The following is a 17,049-nucleotide window of genomic DNA, read 5'->3' as shown; positions in this document are numbered from 1 at the left end:
ACTCTCGTCTCCAAATCATATGACATTTTTCTAATCCTTTTTTCATTCATAAATTTTGTAAAAACTTATTACTTAAAACTCAATACTTAAAACTTAAATTATTTTCTTAACGTGTGAGTTTTAATGCCATTTTCTTCATCCTTTTTCAATATTCAAATCCACTTTCAACAATGAATTTATAAATCGTCATTGCTGAAAAGTCGAGCGTCAATTCGGCGTAAAGAGCGTTAAAAATGATTTACTGTTCGCATTTCATATGCGAATGATTTAAAGAATTTAGCGAGTAGCCATTATTGACCGACTTGTAAGCACGGACTTGATTTTTTTTGGGTCGTTTTTTTTATCAAGAAAAAAAATGAATAAATGTACCTAAGCTCCACTGGAGCTTCTCCTCTTAATCTCAAATGTTTTTTCATCAAGGTTCCCTGAAGGGCATATGAATTCATTTAAAAACAATTAAAAAAGTATTGAATAATAAATGAATGAAATATAGTTTTGAAAAACGAGAATAACCTTTCTATCACTTTTTTATGAGCAAAAAAGTAATCAAAAAACTCTTGTCTTTGATTTTCGACGGTCAAAATAAGTTTCAGCCATTCAATGTTTTAAATCATTTGCTACGCAAACAGTAAAACATTTTAACCATGACTTTCAACTTTTTGACACTCGCCTCCAAATCATATGACATTTTTCTAATCCTTTTTTCATTCATAAATTTTGTAAAAACTTATTACTTAAAACTCAATACTTAAAACTTAAATTATTTTCTTAACGTGTGAGTTTTAATGCCGGTTTTTTATCCTTTTTCAAGATTCAAATCCTTTTTTAACAATGAATTAATAAACCGTCATTGCTGAAAAGTCGAGCGTCAATTCGGCGTAGTGAGCGTTAAAAATGATTTACTGTTCGCATTTCATATGCGAATGATTTAAAGCATTTAGCGAGTAGCCGTTATTGACCGACTTGTAAGCACGGACTTGATTTTTTTGGTTCGTTTTTTTTATCAAGAAAAAAAATGAATAAATGTACCTAAGCTCCACAGGAGCTTCTCCTTTTAATTTCAAATTTTTAATTTCAAATGTTTTTTTTATCAAGATTCCCCAAAGGGTATATGAATTCATTTGAAAACAATAATAACTCATGAATAAAAAAATGAATGAAATATAGTTTTGAAAAACGAGAATAACCTTTCTATCACTTTTTTATGAGCAAAAAAGTAATCAAAAAACTCTTGTCTTTGATTTTCGACGGTCAAAATAAGTTTCAGCCATTCAATGTTTTAAATCATTTGCTACGCAAACAGTCAAACATTTTAACCATGCCCCTCAACTTTTTGACACTCGCCTCCAAATCATATGACATTTTTATGACTATTTTTCAATATTCAAATACATTTTACGACTCTAAAATCTCAATTCTCATATCTAACATCTAATCTGTACATTTTACAGTCCTCTCAATACTAACACCTCACATCTACTTTATACTTAATACATTCTACTTTTTACATAATACTTTTTACAATATTTTAACTTACCTCAAGACTTCCCCGAAGGGTATAAAATAATTCATGAATAAAAAATGAACAAATGTACCTAAGCTTTTAATACTTAATATATTTAAACTACTAATAAATTAAAATATACAACTCTTAAATACACAACAAACACAAAGTAAAATAAATTATTTACTTAATGAATATAATATTCCTATTTATTAAAATTTAACAAAATCAAAATCAATACTTTGCCGTATTCTAAAAACGTAAACCATTACAAATGTCCCCCTATTTGTCCCCCCCTAAAATTAGGAAATAACTGTTTTTGTCTCTTTATTTGTAAGACTACTTTTTTACTATCTCAAATTATTTTAAAAATTAAAAACAAATAATATGAGAAAACTCTACTTATTTTTTTGGTTGTGGTTTATTATTACTATTGTAGTAAATGCACAATCAAGTACAGAAACTTTTGAAACAGAATCTCAAGGAAGTATCAATTTTACCGATAATGGTGTTGTTTTTAATATCATTTCACATAAAGGTACTTTTAATATTTATAGATCAAATGGTTGGGGATGGAGCGGCACTTCGGCAGACAATCAATTTATAGATAATAATACTCTACCGACTGCAAATGCATCTTTTAGCATCAAGACAACATCCAATTTATTTAGAATGAATCGTTTTTGGATCTATCTTAGTGATGTTTATGATAATCAATCTATTACAGGGACATTAACAATAGTAGGGAAATTAAACGGTGTAACCAAATATAGTACGATTAAAACATCAGGTTTTAATACTGATATAAAATATGCGAATGGCCATACACTTATTGATTTAACAAATTTGAATGGACAGAACTATTCTAATATTGTTATTGATGAATTAGTTATTACGGCAGGTGGTGATTATGCATACATGGGGCTTGATGCTTTTACTTGGGAAAAATATAGTAACCAGCCAACAGTAACAACAGATGCTACGGTAACAAACTTAGGAGCCAAAACAGTTACAGTAGGAGGATCAAATACTGATGACGGAACAACAATAAGTGCTAGAGGAATTGTTTGGTCAACGACAGCAAACCCAGTACTAAATGGGCCAGGAGTTACAAATGTAGCTGCAACAACCAATGGAAGTGGTGCGTTTACTATAAATGCAACTTCATTGCCTGCAGCTACAACACTATATTATAGAGCCTATGCGACAAATGCCGCGGGGACTGCTTATGGAGATGTCAAATCTTTTACAACCAATCCTGCCCTATCTGCTACTCAATCACAAACAATTGCTTGTAATGGTGTGAACAACGGAAAGGCAACAGTTGTACCTTCGGGAGGAAAATCTCCGTATACCTATTCGTGGTCACCATCGGGAGGAAATGGTGCAACTGCCACTGGCTTATCTCCAAATAATTATACTGTTACAATAACAGATAATGAAGGAACTTTTATAACAAAAACCTTTACTATAGCTCAAAATCCGGCTATAATACCAGGATTTATTACTATTACTGACGTGAGTTACTATGGTGGAAATAATGGAGCAATAAATATTTCGCCGTTAGGCGGTAGCGGCTCTTATACTTATAATTGGGGAGGCGGAATAACAACTCAGAACAGGTCAAATCTTACTGCAGGCACCTATTCTGTTACCATTACCGATGACAATGGATGTACTTTTACAATTAATAATCTTCAAGTTACTCAGCCAGCATCAATTCCAGCAGTCGTATCATCAATTACAAGAAGAAGTACCAACCCTACAAATGCAAATACAGTAGAATATAATGTGGAATTTTCGAAAGATGTAACTGGTGTTAGTACTGATGATTTTACATTAACTTCTATAGGTAATACAATCGGTAGTATTTCTAATGTAACTGGATCGGGGACTACTTATACTGTAACTATAACAGGTTTGTCAGGAGATGGAACGATTAGATTAGATTTAAACAATGGTACAGGAATAAAAGATGCTGATAATAATGCTGTTAGTGGATTTACCAGTGGTGAGATTTATACTATCGACCATACTGCACCTTCAGTTTCAGGCGTAACAAATAATGGTATATACAATACCAATCGCACTATTATTTTCAGTGAGGGAACGGCAACACTAAATGGTAGTAGTTTCAGTTCTGGTAGTGTAGTTTCGTCAGAAGGACATTATACAATCATGGTTACTGATAATGCAGGTAATACGGCAACAGTAAATTTTGTAATAGATAAAACAGCTCCAATAATCACTTCACTTTCAGTACCTCCAAATACAACTTACACAAAAAATCAACAACTTTATTTTATTGTTAATTTTTCTGAGGCTATAGATCTAACGGCAGTTCCTACTATTTCAATTGAAATAGGAACAAAAACAGTACAAGCTAATTATGTTTCGCTGCCAAATACAAGTAGCTTAACATTTAGATACATTGTACAAAGAAGTGATTACGATGCAGATGGTATTAAAGTTAAATCGTTAAATTTTAATGAAGGTAGCATTAAAGATTTTGCAGGGAATGATGCTAATTTAACTTTAAATGGTGTCGGATCAACAACAGGAGTTTTAGTAGATGCTAGAGAAAGTGATTTAGCTGTTGTAAGTACTATTGACAAACCAATCTCTGAATTAAATGAAACGGTAAATTTTACTGTAACTGCAACTAATTTAGGACCAGATGATGCAAATAATGTTTCTGTCAATATTACATTACCACAAGGTATTAATTTTGTTTCAGCTACACCTAGCCAAGGATCTTATAATAATGGAACAGGTATGTGGAGTATAGGAAACATAAATGAAGGTGAAACTAAACATTTGACATTAACATCACAAGTAAATACTATAGGGTCTGAAACATTAACAGCTATTGTTTCATCTCCAATTTTAGATCCTAATCCATCTAATAATAGTAGTTCAGCTACGGTTAATATTGATAAAAAATCACAACAGATTACATTCAATCCATTTGCATTAATAACGTATGGAGATGTTGCAAAACCATTAACAGCAACTTCTTCTTCTGGATTAGAAATTACTTATACAAGCTCAGATCCTACAATTGCAGAAGTAAATCGCGTTAATTCGGTTTGGATTGTAACTCCAAAAGCTGTAGGCCAAGTAAACATTATTGCTTCGCAAATTGGTAATAATGAATATGTAACTGCAGTATCTGTTACACAAGCATTAACAATTATTCCGGCAGCTCTTACTATTACTGCTGATTCAAAATCAAAAGTTTATGGAAGTACAGATCCTACATTAACGTATCAAATTACTTCAGGAAAATTAATTGGTACGGATCAATTAACAGGAAGTTTAGCACGCGATGCAGGAGAAAACGTAGGAAATTATCCAATAACTCAAGGAACATTAGCTGCTTCACCAAACTATAACTTTACATATCAAAAAGCAGATTTTGACATTACTAAAGCTAGTTTAACAGTAACTGCTGATGCACAATCTAAAGTGTATGGAACAAATGACCCAAGTTTAACGTATCAAATTACCTCAGGAAAATTAATTGGTACTGATCAATTGACAGGAAGTTTAGCACGCTATCCAGGAGAAAATGTAGGAAATTATCCAATAACTCAAGGAACATTAGCTGCTTCCACAAACTATAACTTTACATATCAAAAAGCAGACTTAGCGATTACACCAGCTAGTTTAACAGTAACAGCTGATTCAAAATCAAAAGTGTATGGAACAAATGACCCAAGTTTAACGTATCAAATTACCTCAGGAAAATTAATTGGTACGGATCAATTGACTGGAAGTTTAGCACGCGATGCAGGAGAAAATGTAGGAAACTATACAATCAATCAAGGAACTTTAAATGCTTCTTCGAACTATGATTTTATATTTAATAAAGCAGACTTTGACATTACTAAAGCTGGTTTAACCGTTACTGCTGATTCAAAATCAAAAGTGTATGGCACAAATGATCCGGCATTAACCTACCAAATTACATCTGGAAAATTAATTGGTACGGATCAATTAACAGGTGCGTTAACACGTGATGTAGGAGAAAACGTAGGAAATTATCCAATAACTCAAGGAACATTAGCTGCTTCACCAAACTATAACTTTACATATCAAAAAGCAGACTTTGCGATTACTAAAGCTAGTTTAGCAGTAACAGCTGATGCGAAGTCCAAAGTTTATGGAAGTACAGATCCTACATTAACGTATCAAATTACCTCAGGAAAATTAATTGGTACGGATCAATTGACTGGAAGTTTAGCACGCGATGCAGGAGAAAACGTAGGAAATTATCCAATAACTCAAGGAACATTAGCTGCTTCACCAAACTATAACTTTACATATCAAAAAGCAGACTTAGCGATTACACCAGCTAGTTTAACCATTACTGCTGATGCAAAGTCTAAAGTGTATGGAACAAATGATCCGGCATTAACCTATCAAATTACCTCAGGAAAATTAATTGGTACGGATCAATTGACTGGAAGTTTAGCACGCGATGCAGGAGAAAATGTAGGAAACTATACAATCAATCAAGGAACTTTAAATGCTTCTTCGAACTATGATTTTATATTTAATAAAGCAGACTTTGACATTACTAAAGCTGGTTTAACCGTTACTGCTGATTCAAAATCAAAAGTGTATGGAAGTACAGATCCGGCATTAACATATCAAATTACCTCAGGAAAATTAATTGGTACGGATCAATTAACAGGTGCGTTAACACGCGATGCAGGAGAAAATGTAGGAAATTATCCAATAACTCAAGGTACATTAGCAGCTTCACCAAACTATAACTTTACATATCAAAAAGCAGACTTTGACATTACTAAAGCTGGTTTAACAGTTACTGCTGATGCAAAGTCTAAAGTATATGGCACGAATGATCCGGTATTAACGTATCAAATTACCTCAGGAAAATTAATCGGTTCTGAGGTATTATCAGGTGCTATAGCTCGTGATACAGGAGAAAATGTTGGAAGCTATGTTATCAATCAAGGTACATTAAATGCTTCTGCAAACTATACATTGACGTATCAAAATGCAGACTTTGAAATTACTAAAGCTGGTTTAACCGTTACTGCTGATTCAAAATCTAAAGTTTATGGAAGTACAGATCCTACATTAACGTATCAAATTACCTCAGGAAAATTAATTGGTACGGATCAATTGACTGGAAGTTTAGCACGCGATGCAGGAGAAAATGTAGGAAATTATCCAATAACTCAAGGTACATTAGCAGCTTCATCAAACTATAACTTTACTTATCAAAAAGCAAACTTAGCGATTACACCAGCTAGTTTAACCGTTACAGCTGATCCACAATCAAAAGTGTATGGAACAAATGACCCAAGTTTAACGTATCAAATTACCTCAGGAAAATTAATTGGTACGGATCAATTGACTGGAAGTTTAGCACGCGATGCAGGAGAAAATGTAGGAAATTATCCAATAACTCAAGGAACATTAGCTGCTTCACCAAACTATAACTTTACATATCAAAAAGCAGACTTAGCGATTACACCAGCTAGTTTAACAGTAGCCGCTGATGCGAAGTCTAAAGTTTATGGAACAAATGACCCAAGTTTAACGTATCAAATTACCTCAGGGCAATTAATTGGAACAGATCAATTGACTGGAAGTTTAGCACGCGATGCAGGAGAAAACGTAGGAAATTATCCAATAACTCAAGGAACATTAACTGCTTCAGCAAACTATAACTTTACATATCAAAAAGCGGACTTAGCGATTACTAAAGCTAGTTTAGTAGGTATTACATTTAATGACAATAATTTTACATACGATGGAACAGCTAAATCCTTAGCTATTGTTGGATTGTTACCAAAAGGAACAACGGTTAACTATGTAAACAATGATCAATCACAAGCAGGTACATATACCGTTACTGCGAATATTACTGGTGGTAATAACTATCAAGATCAAACGCTAACTGCTGATTTAACGATTAATAAAGCAACACAAGTAATCACATGGACACAAGACTTAACAATTGGTTGTGATGGTGAAAATACATTGGTATTGAATGCAACGGCATCAAGTGATTTACCAGTTTATTATACATCATCCAATTCAACTATTGCAGCTGTTATTGGAAATAGTTTGACCTTTAATAAACAAGGTTCTGTAGATATTACAGCACAGCAAGATGGAAATAACAATTATTTACCTGCAACTCATGTCATAAAACAAGTGAACATGAGATTAATTGGAAAAGTCAAGAAAAAATGGGAGGATGTCTTAATTTTCGATAATTCATCAGATGATTTTGTGAGCTGGCAATGGTACAAAGATGGACAAGCAATTGTAGGTGCTCAAGGACAATATTATACATCTCCGACTCCGCTTAATGGTAGTTACATGTTAGTCGTGAAAGACAAAGATGGAAACACTATGGAAACATGCCCATTGGTTATTGTTGCAGGTCAACACAAAGGAGGTGTAAAAGTAGTTCCAAATCCTGCGCGACAAGGGACAACATTTACCATTAAAGCAGATTATCCATCTGAAGAATTGAAAGGTGCCAAAATTATGATAACAGATATCACAGGTAAATTGAACAAAGAGATCAATCAAGTATCACCAGAAGTGGTAACTCAAGTTCCTATGGTTCCAGGAATTTATATCATTTATTTATTCTTAGAAAATGGTAAACGTGAATCTGTAAAATTATTAGTGAATTAACTTTTGAACCTCAAAACGATGAAGAAAAAACAATTTATATTAAGCATTGCTATAGCTCTAATAGGAAATATCGGACAAGCACAAGAATGGAGTATTACGTTGAATGGTGGACCTCAAGGTTTAAATTATAATGTTTATAATGGAAAAACAACGTTAAAAACAAGTGGAAAAGTAGGTGTTGGTTACACCTACTTTATCAACACAAATTGGAGCCTGATAACAGGAGCAGAATTTTCGCTCTTTCGCAATACAACTCGTTTAAATGATGAAATAAACAGTACGTATCAAGTCGATAGCGACGGTGATGCTTTCGAATATCGCGTACAAACAAAAGGTTATCAAGAAAAAAGTCGATTTTATGGCGTAAGTATCCCGTTAATGGTTCAATACCATACCAAAGGAACAACACAATTTTATATCAATGCAGGAGGAAAAGTAGTCTTTCCATTTAGTCAAAAATCTACAATTAACGTAAATGAGATTAAAACAAGTGGTTATTACGAAGACCTTAATGTAGAGTTAACAAACTTACCACAACATGGTTTTGGAACATTAAATGATTGGAAAGCTGAAAACTCGACAAAGCTAAAGACAGGTTTTACTTTGAGCGCAGAAACAGGTGTTAGTTTCAAATTATCGGACAAAGTTAGAGTTTATACAGGAGTTTATCTCGATTATGGATTGAATGATATGGTTAAGCAAGTTGCAGTCAATAGTCCACTGGTAAACTACGAAGCAGAAAAGATGACTCAACTGGCAAATGGTGTGTTAGGATCATCAAACATGATGGATCAATCGAAACTACTGGCATATGGTATACAAATAAGATTGGGTATTGGAAAATCTAAAACACAATCACTTTCGCCACCTCAAATAGAAGAAGCTAGTTTGGAAGAAGAAGTTTTACCTTCAGTAGTCGAACCGATAAAAGAACCGATAAAACAAGAAATACCAGAGTTAAAACATTTATCAGATAGTGACAAAAAAGAAATAGAAAAGCCAATAATTTTTCATCATTTAGGTCTTACAACTGTTTCTGTAAATCAACAAGAGCAATTGAGTAGAATTGCTGACTTACTAAAAAAACATGATTGGAAATCTATTCAAATAACTGGACATACATGTGATATAGGTACAGAAAATAGAAATCTACAAGTTGGTATGCAACGTGCGCAAGCTGTTTCTGATTACCTAATTAATAAAGGTATTCCAACTGAAAAGATTGAAATCATTTCGAAGGGTAAAACAGCTCCGCTTTACCCCAATACAAATAATAACAATCGTCAGAAAAATAGACGAGTTGAAATCAATTTAAAAGAATAATTTTCTATTTTATTCATTAGTTATTGATATCATTCAAATAAATCCCTTTGTCTTTTTTAGATAAAGGGATTTTTATGTCATTCTAAACACGGGCACTGAGGAACTCGAAGTGCAGAATCTTCTTTTCATTTTTTTATTCATGACCTATATTATTTTATGAATATTGAATTCATATGCCTTACAGGGAAGAGCGCAAAAAACATTTGAGATTAAGAGGAGGAGCCATGGTATGGCTCAGGTAATACTTATTTCTTTTTTTCATTTTTTGCTCATCCAAAAAACATTTGAGATTAAGAGGAGGAGCCACTGTGTGGCTCAGGTATTTTAAATAAATTATCTCCATAAAGTTGGCAACTCGCTTCACTCAGACACTCCAACTTTTTTATTACAATAATTTAAACTTGAATTGCATTTCGATTCTAAATCGTCGGTTTTTTAACTCTTTTTTCAATATTCAAATTCTCTTTTAACAACATTTGAGATTAAAAGGAGGAGCCATGGTATGGCTCAGGTATTTTAAATAAATTATTTCCATAAAGTTGGCAACTCGCTCCACTCAGATACTCCAACTTTTTTTATTTCAATAATTTAAACTTGAATTGCATTTCGATTCTAAATCGTCGGTTTTTTAACTCCTTTTTTAATATTAAAATCCCTTTTAAACAATGAATTCAAACCCGTCATTGCTGAAAAGTCGAGTGTCAATTCGGCGTAAAGAGCGTTAAAAATGATTTATGTTCGCATTTCATATGCGAATGTTCTAAAGCATTTAGCGAGTAGCCGTTATTGACCGACTTGTAAGCACAGACTTGACTTTTTTGGTTCGTTTTTGTGTCAAGACAAAAATGAATGAAATATAGTTTTGAAAAACGAGAATAACCTTTCTATCACTTTTTTATTCATTACTTTTCTATTTTAATTATCGGTATTCATATGCCCTTCGGGGAATAGTCAAAAAAACTAACGAAAAAAGACTTGTCTTTGATTTTCGACGGTCAAAATAAGTTTCAGCCATTGAATGTTTTAAATCATTTGCTACGCAAACAGTAAAATATTTTAACCATAACTTTCAACTTTTTTGACTCTCGTCTCCAAATCATATGACATTTTTCTAATCCTTTTTTCATTCATAAATTTTGTAAAAACTTATTACTTAAAACTCAATACTTAAAACTTAAATTATTTTCTTTACGTGAGAGTTTTAATGCCGGTTTCTTCATCCTTTTTCTATACTAAAATTCATTTTTAACAACGAATTTATAAATCGTCATTGTTGAAGAGTCGAGATTGCTTTAAATAAGAATTTTAAAGCCGACATACGATTTGCAGACGAGCTTCAATCCATTGAAACGAGCGTTAAAAAGATTAGTGAGCGATAGCGAATCGTTTAAGATTTTTAGAGAGTAAAATGAAGATTGAACGTCGAAAATCGCAGTCTTGATTTTTTGATTACTTTTTGATCAAGCAAAAAGTAATATACCGAAGCTTATAAAGCTTCTCCTCTTAATCTCAAATGTTTTTTCATCAAGGTAAAAATGAATGTAAAATTATTAATCAACTTATAACAATTTTACCTAAGCTCCACTGGAGCTTCTCCTTTTAATTTCAAATGTTTTTGTGTCAAGATTTCCCCAAAGGGTATATGAATTCATTTGAAAACAATAATAACTCATGAATAAAAATGAACGTAATAAAATAATGAACTACTAATTATCTTCTTATTCTCGTAATTATGTTCAGAACCACATTCTTAACCTCAAATACATAATACATTGTACAACAACCCTCTCAATACTAACATCTAACATCTACTTTGTACATAATACAACTCTAAAATCTCACTTCTCAAATCTCATATCTCATATCTAACATCTACATTTTACATAATACATAATACATTGTACATCTAACATCTACATCCTTAGCAATCATTCCCCTTCATCACCTACCAATTTCGTTCACGGCTCGTCAGGTTTCAATTACTTAAAGCTATTCAGTCTACATTCGAATTGTTGCTGAACCAAGTCAAATAAAGTTTAATTTAAAATCTATTAAAAATGGGAAAAATTACAGATTCTCTATTGTCGGGTACGCGAGGACGTACAGGACGAATTGTTGTTTCGAATATCGAAGGAAATGAAATTTCTCGTATACGACCACGAAAATCAAATCGTATACCAACGCCAAAACAACAAGTCATAAAAGACAGATTCAATTTTGCTGTGCAGTTTATACAAGGGTATAAAGCATTGGCTAAAACCTATTACGGAAAAAGAGCTGGTTTAAAATCGCCTTATAATCAAGCCATGGCAAATTTATTACAATCTATGCCTTGTAATATGGATACCTTAACCTTTTCTATTGATTATGATGCTATTCAATTCACAAAAGGTAATTTACTCGAACCACAACCTGTAAATGTTATTGCAGACGATCCACTATCGGCAACGATTACATGGACCAATAATGCAACAGAACTTGTGGATCAAAATGACACCTTGGTTATATTGTATGTAGAAGATGGGAATACAAAAGCACAATCAACGGTTGTACAAACAACTGTAAAACGCTCCGAAGAATCATATGTACTCCAATTTCTACCCAAATATCAAGGAACAGATGTACATGTATGGATGAGTTTTTTATCCGTCATAAAGCAAGACGCTGCACCATCTGTTTACTTAGGTCAAGTCACTGTACTTTAATCACTTCCCCTCTACTTTTGGAGGGGATTTTTGTTTATATTATAATTTATTGTATATTAGACAAATACATCTTTACTACAACCATTTTCAATTTTAATTTTTAAGCGTATGAAAATTGAAGTATATGAAGAATATATCAAGTACCTGAACTTTTTTATTCATCGATATGGAGATGTAATCAAGAAAAATGAACCACAAGTCGAAGCAAAACAAGATATCCTAAACAAACAGTATATGCAAATGATTGAATATGCATTTGGCTTTATTCAAAAAATCAATTTGTTTGCGATACAAGATTATCAATCACAGATTTTGTTTATTCCGCAATTAATTTTTTACTTCAATGACCTCTGCGAATGTCCACGTCCCCCAACCTTATCAATAGATTTTAATGTTGACATAGAAGCACTTTACAAACTTTTAAAAAACAACACACAAATCACTTATAATCAAAACCAATATTTTCCTTTTCTTATTGATATTTCAGGTTTATCACACGGCTACCACCATCTCGCTGGTTTTGTTCACCGACACAAACAAAATCAATTTGCGTATTATTGTGTTTCGATCCAAGTCAAAAGCCAAGAATTGAAAGGAAACTGGAAAAAATTTTATCATATTCCCATTCAAAAACTCAAATTAATTTACAAAGAATGCCTGCAAAAAAACCAAACACTTTATGCTTTTACAGCAGATACGGAATTTACTTACTATGAAATTCAAAAAGGATTCAACTACTATTTCAACTGCTCCTTTACGGAATACGAACAAAAATTAAAAATGTTGAAAGCATTAGAATTGATCATGTTTACCAATGCTCCATTCAAGGACATTACCATTCAAAGTGGTTTCTCCACTTATACTACCTTAAAACGTACATTTGCGAAACACCAAATTCCTTTAAAAGAAATTCCTCGATTAATTATCTAAACTATCGAAGTACAGTCACATCTCACTGTCTTCTCGATGTTCGATGAGTTTATAGGTTAACGGTCTTGGTATAAGTTTCACGATTAACGTTTTACGTGTTTTTTTTAGTTTTACGTGACACGTATTAAGTTCTACGTTTTTATTTTTATTCTTATTAATATTCAAATCCTTTTTTAACAAAGAATTTATAAACCGTCATTGCTGAAAAGTAGAGTTTCAATTCGGCGTAGTGAGCGATATGTTTACGTAATAAGTTTTACGTTTAACGTTTTCATCCTTTTTCAATATTCAAATCCACTTTTTATAACATTTGAGATTAAAAATTCTTTAATGTCACTTTTTACTTGACTAAAAAGTAACCAAAAAGTCAAGGCCGTAAACCTCTCTACTAAAAATGTTCTCATTCCACTAAAGATTTTAAAAACCCTACGGGCTAAAACCTTTTTAACGCTCCACTCAAACATTTTAACCATAACTTTCAACTTTTTTGACTCTCGTCTCCAAATCATATGACATTTTTCTAATCCTTTTTTCATTCATAAATTTTGTAAAAACTTATTACTTAAAACTCAATACTTAAAACTTAAATTATTTTCTTTACGTGAGAGTTTTAATGCCGGTTTCTTCATCCTTTTTCTATACTAAAATTCATTTTTAACAACGAATTTATAAATCGTCATTGTTGAAGAGTCGAGATTGCTTTAAATAAGAATTTTAAAGCCGACATACGATTTGCAGACGAGCTTCAATCCATTGAAACGAGCGTTAAAAAGATTAGTGAGCGTATGCGAATCATTTAATCTTTTTAGTGCGTGAGATGAGAATTGAACGTCGAAAATCGCAGTCTTGTAATGCTTTGCATTCATGAATACCTTAAAAATAATAATAAATCATATGAATAACTTTTGATTACTTTTTGATCAAGACTTCCCCAAAGGGTATATGAATTCATTTGAAAACAATAATAACCCATGAATAAAAAGTAATATACCGAAGCTTATCAAGCTTCTCCTCTTAATCTCAAATGTTTTTTCATCAAGGTAAAAATGAACATAGTTAAGCATTTAGCGAGTAATTGTTATTTATCGTCTAAGTCTTCGATACAACGTTTTACAAACGTCACTCTGACTGACGATAAAAGAAGCAGAAATGAATTTAGCGAGTAGTCGTTATTGACCGACTTGTAAGCATTATACCTAAGCTCCACTGGAGCTTCTCCTTTTAATTTCAAATTTTTAATTTCAAATTTTTAATTTCAAATGTTTTTGTGTCAAGACTTCCCCGAAGGGCATATGAATTCATTTAAAAACAATTAAAAAAGTAATGAATAAAAATGAATGAATATAGTTTTTCATAATCCTTCTTTTTAATTAAAATTCGTAGTCACTTTTAATACGGGCACTGAGGCAATCGAAGTGCAGAATCTTTTGTCACTTTTTTTCGTCAAAAAAACTAACGAAAAAAGACTTGGCCGTAAACCTCTCTACTAAAAATGCCCTCATTCCACTAAAGATTTTAAAAACCCTACGGGCTAAAACCTTTTTAACGCTCCATTCAACCATTTTCTTAACGTGAGAGTTTTAATGCCGGTTTCTCATCCTTTTTCAATATTATAATCCCTTTTAACAACAAATTCCAAATCGACATACGATTTGCAGACGAGTTTCAATCCATTGAAACAAGCGTAAAAAAGATTAGTGAGCGATATGTTTACGTAATAAGTTTTACGTTTTTATTCTTTTTTCAATATTGATATCTCAAAACCTCATCCTTAATCTGAAAACATACTACTTAATACATAATACATTTTACATAATACATAATACATAATACATTTCACAAATCGAAAATCGAATATCTAACATCTACATCCTTAGCAATCATTCCCCTTCATCACCTACCAATTTCGTTCACAGCTCGTCAAGTTTCAATCACTTAAAGCTATTCAGTCTACATTCGAATTGTTGCTGAACCAAGTCAAATAAAGTTTAATTTAATCACGTTATTCATTCTACTCATTTCAACTATACAACCATCATTTTGAGTGGAATTCTGAAAGAATTTTGTAGCGAGAAAAAAGGTTTTGACGTAATTCAAAATAAGAATAAACATTAAAAAAATTTAACTTAAGAATTCGTATTATTATATCGTTCAGCAAAATAGGATTATCAGATTATAAATAACCTTATTATATAAAATATTGTAACATCTTCTAAATCTGATTTTTAGAATCGAAAAATAAATATTATTCTTTAATCAATGCTAAATTATCACTCTTTAATTTTATTTTCAACCAGTTATGCAATAGATTTTCATCAATTTCTTGTTCTGAATGATATATCACTATTGGTTTTGCTTTTAAACTATCACTATAATGTTGAATAATCCCAAAATAAACATAACGTATTGAAGGAAACAAGGATTTTATTTCACGTTCAGTAGTAGCATCTCCAATTTTTTTTTGTTCTATTTGTGTTTTTAATTGTTGTATTTGTAAATCTTTTTCTGTTACGTTTAGCTGATTTTTATTTATTTCACTTAATATTTCTTGTTTTAAATCACTATTATTTTGTCGAACAACTAAAGTTGTATTTTCTAAACCAAAATCCGCTAGCTTATTATTAAATTCTTTTATTTGTAAACTATCATATTTCTCTGTTAAAAATGCAAGTTCAATACGTTTTGGATTTGATCTAAAGTTTACATTTTTATAAATAATAGTTTTACCTTTCAACTGAAACTCTTTTTGGATAAATGTATTTACGTTTTGTGTATATCTTTTTTCTTGTAATAGATTATAGGCTAGATAGAAACTAGGTAAAATTAATAAAGACATCAAAACAGTTATAGTTAGTCGTACTTTTTTGTCTAGTGCAGGGTTTTGGGTTTGTATTGGCTTATATTTCAAATATTTCAATACCAAAAATGTAGATAAGGCAATAAAAAAACAATTTATACTATATAAATATAATGCACCCGCTAAAAACTTAAAGTTGAGAGTTGCTAAACCAAAACCTGCTGTACACAATGGTGGCATTAATGCAGTAGCTATTGCTACCCCTGGTATTGGGTTACCTTTCTCAATTCTTGTTATTGATATAGCTCCTACGACACCTCCAAAAAAAGCAATTAGGACATCATAAATTGTAGGCGATGTTCTGGCTAATATTTCTGACTCTACTTCTTTAAATGGGCTTAAATAAAAATATAAACACGAAACTACCAATCCAGCTAATGTTGCAATAAACAAATTCTTAGTAGATCGCTTTAATAGGGTAAAATCATAAGTTGCTAATGCAAAACCAGAACCTACAATTGGTCCCATTAAAGGTGAAATTAACATAGCTCCTATAATAACTGCTGTTGAATTAACATTTAAACCTATTGAAGCTATCAAAATAGCACATGCTAAAATCCATAAATTTGCTCCTTTAAATGAGATATTACTTTGTACATCCTCTTTGACCTTATTCTTATCTTCTTCTCCAATATGTAGATTGAGCAATTTGTATATTCTATTCATAGACATTTTATTGATATTAATTGTCGTACTTCATCACTACGTAGGCATTAAATATAATTATTTTAGTTTTGATTTTAGTATTTAATAAGGTGTTTTTACTTTAAATGAACATAAAGTCTATTTAGATTATAAAATTTTTCTCATTCCCCTAATTTTTGATTTAGATCGGGATCATTAGTATAGCTTAAAAGTTGATAGAACTCTTTTTTTATCAGTTAAATGAGATGGTTCAATTTTTCCATTTAACCAAGGTCTTCCTACTTTTATAAACCTGTGTCTCATTCTTAAATCTTAAACATACCAATGAAATTTTGATTGAAATTCATGTCCGTTATCTGTTTGAATTGTATTAATTCTGAAAGGAAATTTATCTACAA

Annotated in this window: 6 protein-coding genes and 1 pseudogene; 4 read left to right on the top strand and 3 right to left on the bottom strand. The window is 31.6% G+C overall.

The features are described 5' to 3' along the window. The first annotated feature begins 1,891 nt into the window (after nt 1-1,891). The 4 genes from HXZ69_RS09730 (at nt 1,892) to HXZ69_RS09715 (ending at nt 13,149) form a co-directional block, all read left to right on the top strand. A complete protein-coding gene (locus HXZ69_RS09730) occupies nt 1,892-8,191 on the top strand; it encodes an MBG domain-containing protein (protein WP_286495827.1) in 6,300 nt (2,099 codons plus the stop codon). 18 nt (nt 8,192-8,209) lie between these two features. Further along, entirely contained in the window at nt 8,210-9,514 is a 1,305-nt protein-coding gene (locus tag HXZ69_RS09725; RefSeq protein WP_286495826.1) for an OmpA family protein, read from the top strand. Nucleotides 9,515-11,571: 2,057 nt separating this feature from the next. Then, nucleotides 11,572-12,219 (top strand): DUF6266 family protein, encoded by a 648-nt coding sequence (locus tag HXZ69_RS09720; protein ID WP_286495825.1) that lies wholly within the window; start codon nt 11,572-11,574, stop codon nt 12,217-12,219. 108 nt (nt 12,220-12,327) lie between these two features. Next, a complete protein-coding gene (locus HXZ69_RS09715; RefSeq protein WP_286495824.1) occupies nt 12,328-13,149 on the top strand; it encodes a helix-turn-helix transcriptional regulator in 822 nt (273 codons plus the stop codon). 281 nt (nt 13,150-13,430) lie between these two features. Here the strand turns inward: HXZ69_RS09715 and HXZ69_RS09710 are convergent, their stop codons facing one another. From HXZ69_RS09710 to HXZ69_RS09700, 3 genes and pseudogenes are all read right to left on the bottom strand, one after another. Then, complete coding sequence (locus HXZ69_RS09710; protein WP_286495823.1) at nt 13,431-13,685, bottom strand: hypothetical protein; 255 nt, start codon at nt 13,683-13,685, stop codon at nt 13,431-13,433. Nucleotides 13,686-15,394: 1,709 nt separating this feature from the next. Further along, complete coding sequence (locus HXZ69_RS09705) at nt 15,395-16,672, bottom strand: DUF389 domain-containing protein (RefSeq protein WP_038337098.1); 1,278 nt, start codon at nt 16,670-16,672, stop codon at nt 15,395-15,397. A gap of 143 nt (nt 16,673-16,815) precedes the next feature. Then, nucleotides 16,816-17,049: pseudogene (locus HXZ69_RS09700) on the bottom strand (IS481 family transposase); the annotation flags it as partial.

The sequence above is a fragment of the Empedobacter sp. R132-2 genome (assembly GCF_030324375.1).
Taxonomy (GTDB): Bacteria; Bacteroidota; Bacteroidia; order Flavobacteriales; family Weeksellaceae; genus Empedobacter; species Empedobacter falsenii_B.
Note: the sequence above shows the minus strand (reverse complement) of the source record. Positions and strands in the feature narration are given on the sequence as shown.